Annotated in this window: 14 protein-coding genes; 10 read left to right on the top strand and 4 right to left on the bottom strand. The window is 44.1% G+C overall.

What is annotated here, in order from left to right; translation table 11 throughout:
• Positions 1-52: 52 nt before the first annotated feature.
• The 4 genes from glnQ to ACQZQY_RS19260 all read right to left on the bottom strand — a co-directional run bounded on the left by glnQ (position 53) and on the right by ACQZQY_RS19260 (position 2,971).
• Positions 53-775, bottom strand: coding sequence for a glutamine ABC transporter ATP-binding protein GlnQ (gene glnQ, locus ACQZQY_RS19275; RefSeq protein WP_056782351.1), 723 nt, complete (start codon positions 773-775; stop codon positions 53-55).
• Positions 772-1,431 carry a glutamine ABC transporter permease GlnP gene (gene glnP / locus ACQZQY_RS19270; protein WP_013574682.1) on the bottom strand — a complete coding sequence of 220 codons (660 nt, stop codon included), beginning with the start codon at positions 1,429-1,431 and terminating at the stop codon, positions 772-774. Before glnP ends, glnQ begins: the two co-directional genes overlap by 4 nt.
• Before the next feature lie 110 nt (positions 1,432-1,541).
• On the bottom strand, positions 1,542-2,285 hold the full coding sequence (glnH, locus tag ACQZQY_RS19265) for a glutamine ABC transporter substrate-binding protein GlnH (RefSeq protein WP_056782352.1): 744 nt from the start codon (positions 2,283-2,285) through the stop codon (positions 1,542-1,544).
• 419 nt (positions 2,286-2,704) lie between these two features.
• A complete protein-coding gene (locus ACQZQY_RS19260) occupies positions 2,705-2,971 on the bottom strand; it encodes a DksA/TraR family C4-type zinc finger protein (protein WP_431296230.1) in 267 nt (88 codons plus the stop codon).
• Positions 2,972-3,479: 508 nt separating this feature from the next.
• Between ACQZQY_RS19260 and ACQZQY_RS19255 the strand changes: the two genes are divergently transcribed.
• From ACQZQY_RS19255 to ACQZQY_RS19210, 10 genes are all read left to right on the top strand, one after another.
• Positions 3,480-4,448, top strand: coding sequence for a KpsF/GutQ family sugar-phosphate isomerase (locus ACQZQY_RS19255; protein WP_431297216.1), 969 nt, complete (start codon positions 3,480-3,482; stop codon positions 4,446-4,448).
• A 106-nt stretch (positions 4,449-4,554) separates the two neighbouring features.
• Complete coding sequence (locus ACQZQY_RS19250; RefSeq protein WP_390972621.1) at positions 4,555-5,718, top strand: capsule biosynthesis protein; 1,164 nt, start codon at positions 4,555-4,557, stop codon at positions 5,716-5,718.
• Positions 5,719-5,775: 57 nt separating this feature from the next.
• Positions 5,776-7,452 carry a polysaccharide biosynthesis/export family protein gene (locus ACQZQY_RS19245; protein WP_390972619.1) on the top strand — a complete coding sequence of 559 codons (1,677 nt, stop codon included), beginning with the start codon at positions 5,776-5,778 and terminating at the stop codon, positions 7,450-7,452.
• Positions 7,452-9,491 (top strand): capsular polysaccharide biosynthesis protein, encoded by a 2,040-nt coding sequence (locus ACQZQY_RS19240; protein ID WP_431296229.1) that lies wholly within the window; start codon positions 7,452-7,454, stop codon positions 9,489-9,491. Before ACQZQY_RS19245 ends, ACQZQY_RS19240 begins: the two co-directional genes overlap by 1 nt.
• 38 nt (positions 9,492-9,529) lie before the next feature.
• Positions 9,530-10,792, top strand: a complete 1,263-nt coding sequence (locus ACQZQY_RS19235) for a capsule biosynthesis protein (RefSeq protein ID WP_431296228.1) — start codon at positions 9,530-9,532, stop codon at positions 10,790-10,792.
• A 168-nt stretch (positions 10,793-10,960) separates the two neighbouring features.
• Entirely contained in the window at positions 10,961-11,737 is a 777-nt protein-coding gene (locus ACQZQY_RS19230; protein ID WP_431296227.1) for an ABC transporter permease, read from the top strand.
• Complete coding sequence (locus tag ACQZQY_RS19225) at positions 11,734-12,393, top strand: ABC transporter ATP-binding protein (RefSeq protein ID WP_431296226.1); 660 nt, start codon at positions 11,734-11,736, stop codon at positions 12,391-12,393. Before ACQZQY_RS19230 ends, ACQZQY_RS19225 begins: the two co-directional genes overlap by 4 nt.
• Before the next feature lie 30 nt (positions 12,394-12,423).
• Complete coding sequence (locus ACQZQY_RS19220) at positions 12,424-13,458, top strand: hypothetical protein (protein ID WP_431296225.1); 1,035 nt, start codon at positions 12,424-12,426, stop codon at positions 13,456-13,458.
• 11 nt (positions 13,459-13,469) lie between these two features.
• Positions 13,470-15,092 (top strand): hypothetical protein, encoded by a 1,623-nt coding sequence (locus ACQZQY_RS19215; RefSeq protein WP_431296224.1) that lies wholly within the window; start codon positions 13,470-13,472, stop codon positions 15,090-15,092.
• Positions 15,055-18,249, top strand: a complete 3,195-nt coding sequence (locus ACQZQY_RS19210; protein ID WP_431296223.1) for a hypothetical protein — start codon at positions 15,055-15,057, stop codon at positions 18,247-18,249. Before ACQZQY_RS19215 ends, ACQZQY_RS19210 begins: the two co-directional genes overlap by 38 nt.
• Positions 18,250-18,694 lie beyond the last annotated feature (445 nt).

Raw genomic sequence — 18,694 nt, 5'->3', positions numbered from 1 at the left:
CCGACATCATTCCGGTCAGCGTTAAAAGCCGCGCTTGCCGCGGCCTCTGGCATCAGGAAACGTGTTGCAGGAACTCGCGCAGACGTTCGCTCGGCGGGTTATTAACCAGATCGGCGGGTTTCCCGTCTTCCGCAATACGGCCTTTATCGATGAAGATCAGACGTGATGCCACTTTTTCGGCGAAGCCGACTTCGTGAGTCACGATGACCATCGTCATGCCTTCGTCAGCCAGTTGCTTCATGACGGTCAGCACTTCATGACGCAGTTCCGGATCGAGCGCAGAGGTCGGCTCATCAAACAGCATCAGTTTAGGTTTGACCGCCAGCGCACGGGCAATCGCCACACGCTGTTGCTGACCACCGGATAGCTCGGAAGGGTAGTGATGCGCGCGCTCGGACAGACCGACTTTCGCCAGCAGTTCTTTCGCCAGTTTATTGGCTTCTTCTTTCGACGCGCCACGTACGCGGATCGGGCCGAAGGCCACGTTTTCCAGCGCGGTCATGTGCGGGAACAGATAGAACTGCTGGAACACCATGCCGGCTTCCTGACGGATCAGGCGTTCATCGACTTTCGGGTCATTCACTTTCAGGCCATCAACGATCAAATCGCCGGAGGTGATCTCTTCCAGCTTATTGATGCAGCGCAGCAAGGTAGATTTACCGGAGCCGGACGGCCCGATAATCACCACCACTTCACCCTGAGAAATGTTCAGATCGATGTCGTGGAGCACCTGGGTTTTGCCAAAGTGTTTTGAGACGTTCTTGAATTCAATCATATAATTTTCAGTTTGCGTTCTAAGCGGCGCAGAACAAAGCTCAGAGCCAGCGTAATGATCAGATAGATAACGGCAACCGCACTCCAGATTTCCATGGCGCGGAAGTTACCGGCGATGATTTCCTGGCCCTGACGGGTCAGCTCGGCGACACCGATGACGATAAACAGTGACGTATCTTTGATACTCACAATCCACTGGTTACCCAGCGGTGGCAACATGCGGCGCAGCGCCAGCGGCATGATGATGTAACGCAGGGTCGCACGACGGGACAGACCCAGCGCCAGACCGGCTTCGCGAAAACCATTGTGGATAGACAACACCGCGCCACGCGTAATTTCAGCGATATAGGCACCGGAGTTAATGATGATGGTCACCACCGCGGCGCTGAACGGGTCGATACGCAGATCGGGAACCATCATCGGCAGGGCGAAGTAAATGAACATTACCTGTACGACAATAGGCGTACCGCGAATGAGCTCGATAAATACCAGTGCGACGTTGCTGCTAAACCAGCCACCAAACGCGCGGGCAAAACCCGCAATCACACCAATAATCAGACCGCCAACCAGACCGAGGACCGAGATCCACAATGTCATCTTGGCGCCTTCGAGCAGGATAGGCAGAGCGGGCCAAATTACGCTCCAGTCAAACTGCATGGATTATCTCCTGGTCAAACAACTTACTGCGCCTGCACGGAATAAATCCCGGCAGGCGCATAATATCAAGTCAGCTTTCTCTAAAAGGGAACGACTTAAATGAACAACGCTTATTTAGGTTCGGTATCGAACCATTTTTTATAGATGGCGGCGTAGGTACCATTCTCTTTGATGGTTTTCAGCGCGGCGTTGGCTTTCTCACGCAGTTCGCTGCCCTGAGGGAAAGCGATACCGTATTGCTGGCCAGCCAGTGAATCGCCAACCGCTTTGAACTGACCTTTACCGGCCGTTTTGATGAAGTACAGGATGTTCGGGGTGTCATGCATTACCGCATCCGCACGGCCTGTACCCAGTTCCATGTAAGCGCTGTCGATGTTCGGGAACTGACGCAGATCTTTGGTCTGTACGTTGGCTTTCATGTAATCCACGGAGCTGGTGCCGCTTTTCACTGCCACGGTTTTGCCTTTCAGATCAGCCACGCTTTTGATGGCGTCGTTGTTGCTCTTGACCATGACCATCAGACCGCTGTTGTAATAGCCGTCAGAGAAGTCGATGGCTTTCTTGCGCTCAGGCGTGATGGTGATACCCGCCAGCGCCAGATCGATGTTGTGTGTTTGCAGGGCAGGGATGATGCCGCCGAAGTCCATTGGTTTCAGTTCATAAGAGACTTTCATCTCTTTGGCGACCGCGTCCCACAGGTCGATATCGAAGCCGACGTATTTGTCACCTTGTTTGAATTCAAACGGGACAAACGCTGTGTCAGTAGCAACGATCAGTTTTTTGTCTGCTGCGTGTGAGCTTACGGCAAAGGCCAGAGTCAACGCGGCCAGGGAAACTTTTAAGAGTGACTTCATCAGTGAATTTCCTTTGTACATATTATGGGAACGATCTTATGTTACGACGCTTCACTGCAATATTCATGCCAAAGTTCATGCATGCTAAAATTCAATGGCTTAACGGCGTGCTGAACCGTTCAAGCAAAAAATTTAACATGGGGCGCACTGTGATGGTGCATTGTTACACTTTGCAATGTTCTCTCGTGGTGCAGCGCTTTATCATTAACCAGATGTTGTCTTTTAAACAATCATTAATTAACAACTACGCCGCGCAAATGATAACTCGCTCTAACTTTTGCGGAACGAAAACAAAACCTGTGCTCAATTTTGAAGCAGATGTAAAGAGGAGGAACCGGATATTCACCTGCGAAATGACTTTTATTGAACCATAATGGTGCAATGGGTCATAAGCATAAAAGAGGAGGGAGGAGGAGGGGTTAACGAAGCTGACTGTCTTTACTGCCGCGACGATTATACCCGGCGTGATCCTGCTGTTTTTTATCCAGCGCGGCCTGGCAGGTGACACAATATTGCACGTCCTTAAGCGCCTTTCTGCGCGCCAGTGGAATAGGTTCTCCACACTCGTGGCAGAACTCCGCACTTTCACCCTGGCCGAGTGACTGACGTGCGCGATCAACGGCATCATTCACCGTGGAATCTATCTGATCTTGTACTGCGCCATCTTGCGCCCATCCGCTTGCCATAAAACCTCACAATGTGTCTGTCTTTATGATTAAGAATAATCCATGTTGATTGATTCTTCGCCGCCTCTATCTTTGTCATATACAAATAACTATTTGTTATATAACAATCTATTGAAAACCCGATGTGTCTTAGCCTTCATTGAGTATAGTCGGGATTTTGATAAGAAAACTCCGATACAGTTTGTGTTATATCGTGCTGTATGTTAAAAAATGCATCAATTGAATGAATGTGTTTCGATTGTTTATAGTTCGCGTGAATTTGTATGTTTTTTCGCTAATGTGTAACTTTTTCAGCCCGCTGAAAATTGACTTTACCGGCGCTGATTTCCGGTCACTCCTCATTCAATTTCTCATACTGCGACGCAGTAGCGACCGGCCAGACCATGAAATGGACTTCTTCAGGGCACATTTTACTTGATCGGCTAACCATAATGAGTAACCACTTTGGCCGTGGCGTCTGAGTGTGTCTTACCCCAATCAGGGCATTAATGTGGCAGATAATCAGGTAATTGGCGGCACCACGGGCGCGTCTGTACAACCCGGTCTGATTGACTCAGTGCGCAGTACGCTTTCTGAACAGGCTGATGCGCTGCATCACCTTTCTTCGCATCTCGACAGCGGGCAATATCAGAAAGCTCTCCGGCTTATCATTGAATGCCAGGGCCACGTCATTTTGTCCGGTATGGGCAAATCCGGCCACGTGGGCAGAAAGATCTCCGCGACGCTGGCTTCCACCGGTACACCAAGCTTCTTTATTCATCCCGCCGAAGCCTTTCATGGCGATCTCGGCATGATCACCCCGTACGACTTGCTGATCCTCATTTCAGCCAGCGGGGAAACGGATGAAATCCTGAAATTAATTCCGTCACTGCGCCAGTTCGGTAATCGCATTATTGCGATCACCAATCACAACGCGTCGACGCTGGCAAAACATGCTGACGCCACGCTGGAACTGATGATGGAAAGCGAAAGCTGCCCGAACAATCTGGCACCGACCACCTCGACCACGCTGACCATGGCAATTGGCGACGCGCTGGCTGTGGCTTTGATCCGTCAGCGTAAATTCCTGCCTACCGATTTCGCCCGTTACCATCCGGGAGGTTCTCTCGGCCGCCGTCTGCTCACCCGCGTGTCAGATGTGATGCTGCCGGTTGTGCCGACCGTGCGTGAAGATACCGGATTCCGTCAGGTGATTTCTGCCATCACCTGCGGGTGTCAGGGCATGGTGGCGGTGAACAATCAGCAACAGCAACTGACGGGCATCATTACTGACGGGGATTTACGCCGGTATATGGAAAAAAGTACCCAGCTCGAGAGTGCCTGTGCTGCCGACATGATGACCCGTTCGCCGCTGACGTTACCGGCGGACATGATGATCACCGATGCCGAAACGCTGATGCAAAAGCACCGCGTTTCCGTGCTGCTGGTGACAGATAAAGAAAACAACGTTGCGGGTCTGGTTCGTATTTTCGACTGAAAACATTGCGCACCGTGATCTGGTTGCAGGGGAAAGACACGCAGGATCACGGTACTTTTAATAAAGCACGATGTTGAAAACGTGCGATTTGTCATGATGATAAGAAATGTTTATTGAAAAACTGAAGTCTGCATGGCCCGGCGAACACATTGCCAGGGTTCGTCGATCACCATGGTTAAGCATGGCTGCGATTAATCGTAACTTAGGCAAACTCATCATCGGTTTGCCGATGACATTGTTGATCATCTATTTAGTGATATTCAGCCGTCCGCGATATATAAGCGAATCTACTGTTGCTATTAAAAGCTCCAATGACATCAGCGGAACGAGTTTAAATGTCGGTCTGCTTCTGGGTGCAGCCAGTCCAAATACTGCTCAGGATGCCATGTATCTTAAGGAGTACATTAATTCTCCTGATATGTTGTCTATTTTGGATAAGCAGCTGAATTTTCACTCTGTATTCGGACAGAGCGGATTAGATTTTTTCTACCATCTTTCAGAAGATGCGAGTAGCGAGAAGTTTCTTAATTATTATCGAGACCGTATCTCGGTCACCTATGACGATAAAGCAGGTTTGTTAACGATTGGAACTCAAGGCTTTACCCCAGAATTCGCTGAAAAATTTAACAAAACAGTGTTGAAAGAATCTGAACGATTCATCAATGAAATCTCGCACAAAATAGCGCGTGACCAACAGCTGTTTGCAGAAAATGAGATGCTCGAGGCAAGGGCACGGTTGAATACAAGTAAGAGCCAATTACTTGCATACCAAAATCAGAACGATATTTTAGATCCTGAAGCACAGGCTGTGGCTGCGGTGACACTGGTTAATACTATGGAAGGCCAGAAAATTCAAATGGAAGCTGAATTACGTAATCTTCTTACTTACTTACGTGAAGATGCTCCACAAGTAATAAGTGCTAAGAATGCCATCTCATCTCTCGGTAATCAGATAACACTTGAGAAAAGTAAAATTACCGCCCCGGATGGCCATAAACTCAATAGTATGGCTGCAGATTTTGAAGAAATTAAGGCAAAGGTTCAGTTCGATACGGATCTGTACAAACTTACGCTAACCTCGATCGAAAAGACCCGCGTCGAAGCGGCGCGAAAACTCAAAGTACTGTCGGTAATCAGTTCGCCGCAATTACCACAAGAAACTAAGTTCCCAAATATACCTTATTTGATTGCCAGTTGGCTGTTGGTTTGCTGTTTGTTATTCGGAACCGCCAAATTATTGCTGGCAATTATCGATGATCATAAAGACTAATATTGCGACGTCAGAATTTATCATTTCTGCCATTAGAGACTGCTTACTGAGCTCGTTATGAAACTATTTAAAAGCGTTTTAATTTTGCTGGCCTGCCAGTTCTCACAGGCATATGCGTTGGGTATTAATGCGGATCCTGCGATGACGGGGGCGGCACCATTACCTACATTTTTGACAGGTCAAACCCAACAAAATAATTCTGATTCGGGTTTCGATAATACGACTTCACCATCGGTACCCGCCGTTATGAGCCGTATGTTTGGTGCACAATTGTTCACTTCCGGAGCGGCTGCAGATAATGGCGCCAGCATCGGTTTCAACCCGAACTACATTATCGGGCTGGGCGATCAGGTGCAGATCCGCCTGTGGGGCGCGTTCAACTTTGATGGCGCACTGACCGTCGATCCGAAAGGCAATATCTTCCTGCCTAACGTCGGCCCGCTTAAAGTGGCAGGGATTTCGAACAGCCAGCTGAACAGCGTGATCACCACCAAAGTGAAACAGGTTTATCAGGCAAACGTGAATGTGTACGCCTCGCTGTTGCAGGCGCAGCCGGTGAAAGTGTTTGTGACCGGTTATGTCACCAACCCCGGCCTTTACGGCGGCGTAGCCTCTGACTCGCTGCTCTCGTACCTGAGCAAAGCCGGTGGCGTAGATACCGAGCGCGGCAGCTACGTGGACATCGTGGTTAAGCACAACGATCGCGTACGTTCACGCATCAATTTGTATGACTTCCTGCTCAACGGCGATCTGCGCCTCTCGCAGTTCTCTGATGGCGATACCATTGTGGTCGGGCCGCGTCAGCATACCTTCAGCGTGGATGGCGACGTCTTCAACAGCTATGACTTTGAATTTCGTGACAGCACGATCCCGGTCAGCGAAGCGCTGAGCTGGGCTCGTCCGAAACCGGGCGCGACGCACATGACCATTATCCGCCAGCAGGGCAGCATGAAGCGCAGCGAGTATTACCCGCTGAGCTCGGCACCGGGCCGGTCATTGCAGGACGGCGACAAGCTGATCATCAGTTCGGATCGCTACGCCGGTACGATTCAGGTTCGCATTGAAGGTGCGCATTCCGGCGAGCACGCGGTGGTGCTGCCTTACGGCGCAACCATGAGCCAGCTGTTACCAAAAATTCGTACCAACAGCATGTCGCAGATTAACGCTATCCAGCTGTACCGCCGTTCTGTCGCCCTGCGTCAGAAAGAGATGCTGGATCTGACATTGCAGAAACTCGAAGAAGCTTCACTTTCCGCGCAGTCTTCGACTCAGGAAGAGGCCCGTCTGCGTACTCAGGAAGCCCAGCTGGTCAGCCGCTTTGTCAATAAAGCGCGTCAGGTGGTGCCGAAAGGCGAAGTGGTGCTCAGCGAAGACAACCTTAATCAGGTGATCCTGGAAGATGGCGACGTCATCAATATTCCGGAGAAAACCTCGCTGGTCATGATCCACGGCGAAGTGCTGTTCCCGAATGCGGTGAGCTGGCAGAAAGGCCTCAGCCCGGAAGATTACATCGAGAAAGTCGGTGGCTTCACCCAAAAATCCGGCAATTCCAAAGTCATCCTGATCAGACAAAACGGCGAAGCGGTGAATGCAGAAGACGTCAAAACGCTGCAACCGGGCGACGAGCTGATGGTGCTGCCGAAGTATGAGTCGAAGAACATCGAAGTCACCCGTGGCATCTCGACCATTCTTTACCAGCTGGCCGTGGCCGCGAAAGTGGTGCTGACCCTGTAATGCTGGGGATTTTTTCTGGCGGGATCTACCGGATCCCGCATCTGACGGCGTTTCTCGGCGAGCCTTGCTGCAAGGTGTCGCTGGTGCGGCCGCTGCCGGATGACATCACGCGGATTGCTGTCTGGGGCTATCGCCCGAGCGGCACCAAAGCGGTGGCGCTGGCAGAGAAAAAAGGCCTGCCGGTGCTGCGCCTCGAAGACGGTTTTATCCGCTCGCTGGGGTTAGGGGTGAGCGGTTCGCCGCCGCTCTCCATGGTGCTGGACAGCGAAGGCATGTATTACGACGCTTCGCGCCCCAGTTCGCTTGAAGGGCTGATCCATCAGCACGAAGAGAATCAGTTACTGCATGACGATGCGCGCCAGGCGATGCAGATGATCGTCAGCGGGGATTTATCGAAATACAACCAGGCACCGGCGTGCACGCTCACGTCACCGCCGCAGGGCGCCGTGCTGGTGGTAGATCAGACCTTTGGCGATATGGCCGTGGTGTACGGCAACGCCGGTGCGGAACAGTTCGACAGCATGTTACAGGCCGCAATGGCGGAGAACCCGGAAGCGGAGATTTGGGTGAAAATTCATCCCGACGTGCTTCAGGGAAAAAAATCTGGCTATTTCAGCCAGATAGCGCAACTGGCGAAGCAGAACCCGCGCATCAGACTGCTGGCGATGGATGTCAGCCCGCAGTCGCTGCTGCGCCGGGTGAGCCGTGTTTATGTGGTGACTTCGAATTACGGTTTTGAAGCGCTGATGGCCGGTAAGCCGGTCAGCGTATTTGGCCAGCCGTGGTACGCAGGATGGGGGCTGACGGACGACCGCCACGCACAGTCGGCATCCCTCAGCGCGCGACGCGGCAGTGCCACTCTGGAAGATTTGTTCAGCGCGGCCTGCCTGCGCTACACACGGTATATCAATCCGGCAGACGGCAAACGCGGCACCTTGTTTGACGTCCTCAGCTGGCTGCTGATGCAACGACAGCATCACCAGCAGCGCGCAGGACGTTTATGGTCGCCGGGGCTGACGCTGTGGAAGCGCACGATTTTGACGCCGTTTCTGCGCACCACCGGCAACAAAGTGAATTTCAGTAAGTGCTTCGCCGGTGAGTCTGCCTGCGTGGTGTGGGGCATTAAAGGTGAGGCTCGCTGGCAAAGTGCCGCCGCGCAACATCAATTGCCGCAGTGGCGTATGGAAGACGGTTTTCTGCGCTCCGCCGGGCTGGGCTCAGATCTGCATCCGCCGCTTTCGCTGGTGCTGGATAAAACGGGCATCTACTACGATGCCACGCGCCCGAGCGATCTGGAGCATCTGCTCAGCCAAAGCCACCTGACGGCATATCAGCAGCAACGCGCCGCCGCGCTGCGCCACCGGCTGGTCGCCAGCAAAGTCAGTAAATATAACCTCGGTGCGGCGTTCACGCTGCCCGCCGACGCCGCCGGTAAGACGGTGATTCTGGTTCCGGGGCAGGTGGAAGATGACGCCTCGATCCTGACCGGCACGCTGTCGGTTTGCACCAACGGCGGGCTGTTACGGGCTGTGCGCGAACGCCATCCGGATGCATACATCATTTATAAACCGCACCCGGATGTTCTGGTGGGGAACCGGCAGGGGCAGATCCCCGCCGAAGATGTCAGCCGCTGGGCAGACAGTCAGGCATCAGATGCCGACATTATTCAATGCATTCAGGCCGCCGACGAGCTGCATACGCTGACCTCGTTGTCGGGATTTGAAGCCTTATTGCACGGTAAAAAAGTGGTGTGTTACGGCATGCCTTTTTATGCCGGATGGGGGCTGACGCAGGATGAACACAGGTGTTCACGCCGTACGCGCCGCCTCACGTTAGACGATGTGGTTTATCAGGCGCTGATTGCCTACCCGTCGTATATCCACCCGCACAGTCGGGAGCCCATTTTAGCGGAGCAGGCGGTTGAACTTCTTGCTGCAACGCAAAGGGCTGAATTGCAGATGATTAAAACTAAAGCGGACAATATAGCCCGTTATTACAAGAAAATGCTCATGCTGATCCGGGTCATATTTAACCCGTAAATTCAGTTATTTACTCAAAGTTTGTAGCGTGGACGAAAATGGACAGTAAGGCGCTTACTACATTACTTTCTGGAAAAAAGTATCTGCTGTTGCAGGGGCCGATGGGGCCTTTCTTCAGCGATCTGGCGCAGTGGCTTGAGTCTCTGGGGCGGGAAGCGGTGAACGTCGTTTTCAACGGCGGCGACAGGCGATATTCGCGTAAACGGGAATACCGCTTGTTTCAGCAGACCCCGAAAGAGTTTCCGACCTGGCTGAAAGAGACGTGGCAGGATTACGACTTCGACACCATTGTGTGTTTCGGGGATTGTCGTCCGTTGCATCAGGCAGCTAAGCGCTGGGCACAGGCCAAAGGTGTGCGCTTCCTCGCATTTGAGGAGGGCTATCTGCGCCCGCACTACATCACGCTGGAACAGAACGGCGTGAATGCCTATTCCAGTGTGCCGCGCGAGGCGGAGTTTTACCGCAACCTGCCACCAATGACCATGCCGGACATCGAGCAGATCAAACCTTCGGCCTGGCAGCGCGTCCGTCATGCGATAACGTACTATCTGGTCGGGTGGGGCTCGCGCCATGATTTCCCGAAATATCGCCATCACAAATCCTTCTCGCCGTGGTATGAGGCGCGCTGCTGGACCCGTGCTGCCTGGCGCAAAAAGGTGTATGCCTTCCGTCAGCGCAATGTGTTGCAGCAACTCCAGACGGATCTGGATCAGCGCTACTTCCTGGCGATTTTGCAGGTCTACAACGACAGCCAGATCCGCAACCACAGCCCGTATAACGATGTGCGTGATTACATCAACGAAGTGATGCATTCCTTCGCCAAGAAAGCGCCGCCGACCGAGTTTCTGGTGATCAAACATCATCCGATGGACAGGGGGCACCGCTTATACGGGCCGCTTATCCGCCAGCTCGGTAAAAAATACCGCATCAATAACCGCGTGATTTACGTCCACGATCTTCCGATGCCGGAATTGCTGACCCACGCCAAAGCGGTAGTGACCATCAACAGCACGGCGGGGATATCCGCTCTGATCCATAACAAGCCGCTGAAGGTGATGGGCAACGCGCTGTACGATATTAAAGGCATTACTTATCAGGGACATCTGAACCAGTTCTGGTGCTCAGGATTCACGCCTGATATGAAGTTGTTCAAACAATTCCGGCTTTACTTGCTGAAAAATACTCAGATCAATGCTGTTTTTTATGGCGAAGCTCCCAGTGCAGTACAAACAAGTAAATTCGATAATTCGTTATCTCATGGACTGCGTTATGTCGGTAGGTGGGAACAAAATAAGTCGTAAGCACATTAACGACATTAATACTCAGTGATAGTTTCTAGAAGTAAATGCACCAAAATGCGTTAAAAAGACATTAATTAAATTTAAACTTGGGTTATGTGATGCACTGGTGTCTTTCAGACCAGGGGCGGTAGCGTGGGTTATTCTTCATTCTAAGGTTATAGAGTATATATGGCGAGAAGCGGATTTGAAGTCCAGCAAGCAGCAATAAAAGCTTTGTTCCTGCGAGAATTAAAAACAAGGTTTGGGAAGTTCAGGTTAGGGTATCTGTGGGCTGTTCTTGAACCAGCAGCTCATTTACTAATACTTTTTGGAATCTTTGGCTATGTAATGCATAGGACGATGCCTGATATTTCATTTCCAATATTTTTAATCAATGGAATCATCCCATTTTTTATATTTAGCAGCATCGCTACTCGGGCAATAGGTGCAATTGAAGCTAACCAAGGCTTGTTTAACTATAGGCCAGTGAAACCCATAGACACGCTAATCGCGCGTACCATACTAGAAACCGTCGTCTATGCGATAGTATATGTTTTGTTAATGACATTATTGGGTTTGTCTGGTGAAGATTTTACTTTTTCCAATATTATAGCTTTAGTGACAGCGTGGTTTCTCTTGATAGTATTTTCTTTAGGTGTAGGGCTTATATTTATGGTGGCAGGGAAAACATTTCCAGAAACTGAAAAATTTTTACCCATAATTATCAAACCACTTTATTTTATATCAGGCGTTATGCTTCCATTGCATGCTATACCTAAAGAATATTGGCAATATGTGTTATGGAATCCAATTTTGCATGCAATAGAATTGAGCCGACTTGCTGTTGTTGAGGGTTATGATGCAGACGGTGTAAGTCTGAGCTATTTAGCAATATGTAGCCTCGGGACACTATTTATAGGCCTTGCATTATATCGAACTCGCGAGAGAGCAATGTTGACATCATGATAAAAATTCAGAATTTAACTAAATCGTATATGACACCACGAGGAAGGCACTATGTTTTCAAAGACCTCAATGTGTTATTGCCAGCGGGAAAAAGTGTTGCACTTGTCGGCCGAAATGGTGCTGGAAAATCTACGTTATTAAGAATGATCGGTGGGATTGATCGCCCTGATAGTGGAAAAATTATAACCAATAAAACTATTTCATGGCCTGTAGGTTTGTCTGGTGGATTTCAAGGGAGCTTAACTGGCCGAGAAAACGTCAAGTTTGTAGCAAGGTTGTATTCTAAAAAAGAAGAATTAAGAGATAAAGTAGCATTTGTAGAGGAGTTTGCTGAGTTAGGAAAATATTTTGATATGCCTATAAAAACATATTCTTCTGGGATGCGCTCTCGTCTTGGTTTTGGTTTAAGCATGGCTTTCAATTTCGACTATTATCTAGTAGATGAGGTAACCGCAGTTGGAGATGCAAAATTTAAAAGAAAATGCGAAGAAGTATTTGATTCACATAGAAATAAAACTTGCTTTTTGATGGTATCTCACAGCACCCAACTTTTAGAAAAGTATTGCGATCTTGCTCTTTATTTTGATGATGACGGAAATGTTATTTTAAATCCAAGTGTTAAAGATGCAGTTCGGGCATATAAAGAAATTATTTAAACAAGCAGTTAAATAGAGGTTATAAATTGGATGAAAGTGTTATACGTTACAAATTCAGCCCGGCGAGAGCGACCATACTTAGATCCCGCAGTTAGATATAGATGCTATAATTTTGCAGAGGTTTTAAGAGATAATAAAAATTTAGTTAATGTAATTCATTATCAAGATTTGAAAATGGATTACATCTCTTATTTTGATGTAATAGTATTCCATAAGCCGCCATTCACAAAGAACTTGCAAGCAGCTGTTGCTTACGGGGAGAAATTAAATAAAAATCTGATAGCAGATTATGATGATTTAATATTTGATGCGAAAAATGCACTTTATTCATCTTTATATCTTAATGGCCGTGCTTCTGAAAGGATTGCTGTAGATATTTTTAAGAGAAATCATAAAGCATTAAAGCTTTTCAACAAAGTAACAGTATCCACAACAGAGTTAAAGTGCCAGGTTTTACAATCACATATAGATGCAGATGTTCAGGTTATCCATAATGGCATGTCATCTATCTGGGTTGACAGAGCGAGCCAAGAGATAACCAATAAACCAACATATGGATTGATTGGATATTTCTCTGGTACATCGAGTCATAATCATGACTGGGAAATGATTGAGGATACAGTATCTAATTTTCTTCAAAATAATAGCCAATGCAAGCTCAGAATTGTCGGGCCATTAAAAGTAGATGAGAAAAAATTTGATAAGTCGAGTCTTGAAATTATCAAGGCTGTCGAGTACGAAAAGTTACCAACATTGATCAATACTTGTTGGGTTAATATAGCCCCACTTGAAGATAATATTTTTAACTCATGTAAAAGTGGTTTGAAGTTTTTTGAAGCTGGAATATTAAACACACCTACCATTGCGTCGCCTATCCCAGATATGGCAAGATTTAGTGATTCCGGAATAATGCTAGCTGAAAATTTATCAAAGTGGGAGGAGCATTTTTATATGATAATGGATAAAGGTATCAGAAATAAATTATCTGAAGAAGTTTACGAATATTCTAAGGTTAATTGCATGGCTGAAAATCAATATTCTAAATTACATGAGTTTTATAAATAAGGGAAAATACAATGAGAGTTTTGTTTTATTTAGAGGTTCATCCGCTAAGAAACAGTTTTAACCAATTTGCATGGGTTGGTAAAGAAATAATAAATATGCTTAGAAAGCATTACCTAACTGAAAATAATTCAAAAATTAATGATGATGATATTAGAATTGTTGTTTCCAGGCATTATAAGGAATTAACAGACAGTAACCAAGATATAAAAACTATTTTTATTGGCTTAACAAAGGAGGAAAATGATCGTTTATCATTCTACCTGCGTGACTGGAATACTGAACCCGAAGCAATTGACTATTGGACATCTCTTATGAATGGTAAGGGAGAGGTTTCTGAATTCTATTCAGGAATTCTCGACAGGATAAAAAATAATGTCTTTGATTTTGATGTTGTTGTCAACTGGAGTACGAATGGAGCAGTAAGAGATTATTGCAACAGAAAAGGTATTCATAATGTTTCTATGGAGTTAGGTTGTGTTAGGGAGCCTATTCTCAACACTATATGTTTTGATGCCTGTGGTGTAAATGGTAATTCGATTATCAGACATGTTGATCTGGAGGCAGTTGATGAGAATGAATTAGTAGATATTAAAAGCATATTGCCTGTTAGAATAAAAAATAATATGGCCTTAGATGCTGTTTTTAAGCCAATACAAAGTAAGTATTCAGAGTATATTTATTCCTCATTTGGCAAAAATGTATTAATACCACTTCAACTAAAGGATGACTCTAACAGAATAATATTTTCAGAATATAAAGGCATGCTGGCTTTTCTTAAGGATGTTGTGCCAAAACTAAGCAGTGCTGGATATACATGCATTATAAAACCACATCCTATGGCGAATGCATCTGTTTCAAGGTTAATAAATAAGGATGATCACGAAGCTTGTAAGGAATATGTAGATGGGTTCGAGTCTGATAATATAGTATGGCTTGATGATGTTAATGATAAAGATAGTTATTTGGCGCTATTAAATTTAGTAAACTTTGCAGTGACCATCAACAGCAGTGTTGGATTTGAAGCAATGATGTTAGATATACCAACTGTTGTGCTTGGTAAATCTCCTTTTGATGTAAACACTATTAAAATAGAAAGTTTATTGAATGACAATATAGATTCTATAACGCTAACTAAGCATAATCATAAAATTTCCAATGTGATAATGAGACATTATCTTGTACCTCAGGCTATTGCATTTGATTTTTATACTTTTATGTTTAATGTTAAGCGAGCTATAAAGCTTGAGAAAATATTACATAAAAAAGGTAGTAAAGCATTTACTTATGAATTGTGCAAATTCGACAATCTAATTCCATATTATGAAAATTTGAATGTCCCACCGCAAGTACGGCAAGCGCACAATATGCATCATAAAAAGTACATTGCTAACATTACGCCTAAAAAAGAAGTTAAGGCAATTATTAAATTGGCTGATGCAAGCGATTCTCCTCAAGTTGTAGTTTCGTCAAAATTAGATAGTCCTTTATATGACATGAAAATTGAGAAGTTGAATAATGCTGATTCTCAATCTAATTTCAAAAAGAAAGTCATAAAGTTTAAGCGCGATCCTAAAAGATTTTTCGCAGATTCCAAAAATGGCTATATCAGGATTCTATCAAATTTTATTCCATGATATAAAAATTCCAATGATTGCATTTAGCGAGGTTTACGTGATTGAGAGTATTATCTATGAAGATAATGATATAATTCTACTAACTTCTGGCGATGTTAATACGTTGAATAAAATGATTGTATGTTTTTCACCAATCATAGCCGCTGGTAAATTAAATGAATTGAATGTTGGAACTGTATTTGGATATTCATTTTTCTCTAAGCATCCTTTGTTTTGTGTATATGTAATTCCTAAGTGGAATCATTGGTATGAACTTGAATATGAAAAAAAAATATTATCAGCTATTCTTCATCTTAAAGGCCAAAAGAAAGTATGGACCTATGGTGTATCAATGGGGGGATACGGAGCACTGAAATATTCATACTTACTCTCAGCAGAAGGAGTTTTAAGTATTTGTCCTCAGGCGAGTGTCATTGAGGAGCAAATTAGTTTTGAGAATCGTTGGGCTGAATATCTACCGAAAGTTTTAATACATTACGTAAACTGGCTTGACAATTATGAACTGCCTTCAAACTGTTATATCTTATATGACCCTAAAAGTAGACTTGACAGTTTACATGTAAATGTTATCGAAAAATATCATAAAAATATCATAAAAGTTCCTATTACTTATGCAGGTCACGCAGTCGCTGGTGTTTTGAGCGAGTGTGGAATGCTAAGTAAAACTGTAATCGGAATAATTAGTAAAGAATTCGATATTGAAACTTTTGAATCTGAATTTAAAGTTAATAGATTATCATCGCCTGGTATATATACCGGGTTGGCTAACTTATTAAGAAGTAAAGGACATTTAAAACTCTCATTGTTATTTTCAAATAAGGCTTTAGAACTTCGAAATTCTAATTTGAGACTAAGGAAGGATAGGGCATTATCCTTACAGTCAGTGTATGCGTATTGTGATGCTTTGATTGTCAATGGTATGATATTAGAATTACTATCCTTTATTAAATTACACTGCGAACAACATTGCTGCTACGACTTTTCGATAGAGCTAAGCCAAAGATATAACAAATTTTTAAAAATTGCGGAGATTTCTATGGAAAAAAAATCAATAATTCTCGGACCCTATGTACATAGATTAAATAAATTCATTAAAGATACTCAGGTCGACCCTTCAGTAATAGAAGATTTTACATTTTATGGCAAAGGAGGCATGCCATTTTGGTCCAATGAATTATTAGAACTTGTTAATGATGGGCAATGTAAATGCATTTACTTATTTATAGGAGATATCAGGTTCGGAAATAAAGTATTATTGATGAATGCTCAACGTGGGAATATAGATGATTCATATTTGGGTATTACTTCATCTTTGAAAAGTGCCGAAAATGATTATAAAATGTATTTGCATTGCAAGCGGGGGATTAACATATGGCGGGAGAAATTTAGTAATGTAAAATTCATTTTATGGGATGGTTTTTACAATAATGTCATAAAAAAAGTTCGTATGCTTGATGATGTAAAATTATTAAATTCAAAACCTTTCATCGAGACTGATCCAATAAATAGTGAAAATTTTGAAGATCTTAGCTTTCTTTTGTCACACGTAAGCCCTGAAGATTTAAATAGACTTTTCGTTGATAATGCTCCACATCCTTCTTATATTGGTTCTCAGTTTTTTGTTCAATTTATTATTAAAGGGAAAGATATTCTCGAATCACTGAATTATGCGTTATGCGATTTTGAAACGAGAATTATTGCATGTGCTAATACGTTAACTAATAATGGTGTGAATCCGGTTTTATTAATCGGGAGTGGTGTTTGGATTAACTTGCTAATAAGATGTCTTGGTCTTTCAGGACAAAATCTACTTATTGAGAATGGTTTGTATCTTCACTCTTTAGATTCAGAGTTTAAGTTCTTACAAAATCAATCTATAGATTTTTGTAATCTTAGTTCTTCTGTTAGGGTATGTATTGTTTCCTCTGATAGAAAAAATTCCATTAATGCTCTAGATAAGTTATTTAATGTTCAAAATTCCGATTTTTCTAACCTAGCAAATTTGGATTGGGAAAATGCAAATATAATTGATGACGTTAGAACAATTCAAAAAATTCATGAGGGTATTGATGGTGTCGTTAATTTATCCATTTCAGAAGATTTAATAGATACGGCTGGTTCTAAAATACCTTCAATTTTTGGCTTGGAGGCCTTGCTGAATTTCATTGGCGCTAACAATCTTTCACGATATCCGCAATTGCAATTTAAATTGCATAACGATGTGTTAATTACAAATTCGGGTCTTGCTTATCTCATCGGCGGTAATCATAGTGTTCTCAATTATACAACAGCAATGCTTTCGCCAAGTATGGATTCATTCAAGAATTTTACATGTAATATTATAAGAAGAAAAGAGCATGCAGAACAACATGGCGCTAAATATCGCCATGTTGTTTTCCCTGATAAGCAATCTGTCTTACGAAAAAATTTCCCTATTAAACCCGTAACTAGGTTGGGTGAACTTTACATTAATAATATCTCAGATGACCTCGTTAATTATGTTTTATATCCTGCTAATAAATTAGAGCTAAATGATGAGGCAAGTGTTTATTTACCTTTAGATACGCATATGACCGATTTTGGTTCTAATGAAATGTTAGGATTTATGCTTAAATCATTTGATTTTTTGGAAGCTGATAACATCATAAAACATATAAAAACTCGCATAAATAAAGTTCAAGATTGGCCTGGTGATTTGGGAAATAAATTTACCCCCCCTTTAAGGCAGCAAGGAAAACTACTTCATCCTGACTGGGATATTCTAGACTATAAAAGTCCTGGTGGTTTTAATGATGGCATGGTGGATATTGTTTTAAATAATCAGGCATGTTATAACAACACAATATTGCTATTCGGTGATTCATTTTTTAGAATGATGCTAAAACACTTTAGTTATGTGTTTAGTCGTGTTATATGCTTACGAACAAGATTTTACCACAACGAAATGGTTGAACTTATAAAACCAGATTATATTATTAGCGGTAATGCGGAAAGGTATCTTTCTAATGTCAGTTCTGATTTAGATGCTAACCCATTTATGCTATATCAGGCTATTCGTGGCGCCGATGATAATAATAATGACTGCGAGTTTTTGAATGTGTATAGAGCATTGTTGACACCAGATTCTACTTATTCAAAAAATTATTTTTCCAATTAATGTAAATATTTTTCCTTATTGCCTATCATTCAAAGTTATTTTATTCTTGCAATGTATTAGTATGGTTGTTATTAGTCGATTTGTATTCCATTTTCAAAATTCCTTTTTCTCACTGTTTTTTAAATGTAGCTCTAAAGTCATAGTCTATCGATGTAAAATTAGATGAATCGCAGAGTATTATTTAGGTCACTGGAAGAAGTAGTGAATTTTTCTACTAGGTACTTGTCTTACACTTCATCCATTTCAATGCAGGTATCATTTATAAATTCTGACTAATGCTACTCCTAATAGCAATAATTTTTCTGTCATGTTTTGTACATTTTGATAACATGAAATATATTTTGTCTATTGTCTATTGTCAATTGTCACATATCTCGTTATTAGACTCCATGCCTTAGTAGGATCATTTAGATTATAAGAAAATCCATTCTATTGATTTTGGCCT

It is taken from the genome of Rahnella sp. PAMC25559 (assembly GCF_050632365.1).
GTDB lineage: Bacteria > Pseudomonadota > Gammaproteobacteria > Enterobacterales > Enterobacteriaceae > Rahnella > Rahnella rivi.
This window is presented reverse-complemented; position numbering and strand designations above follow the sequence as displayed.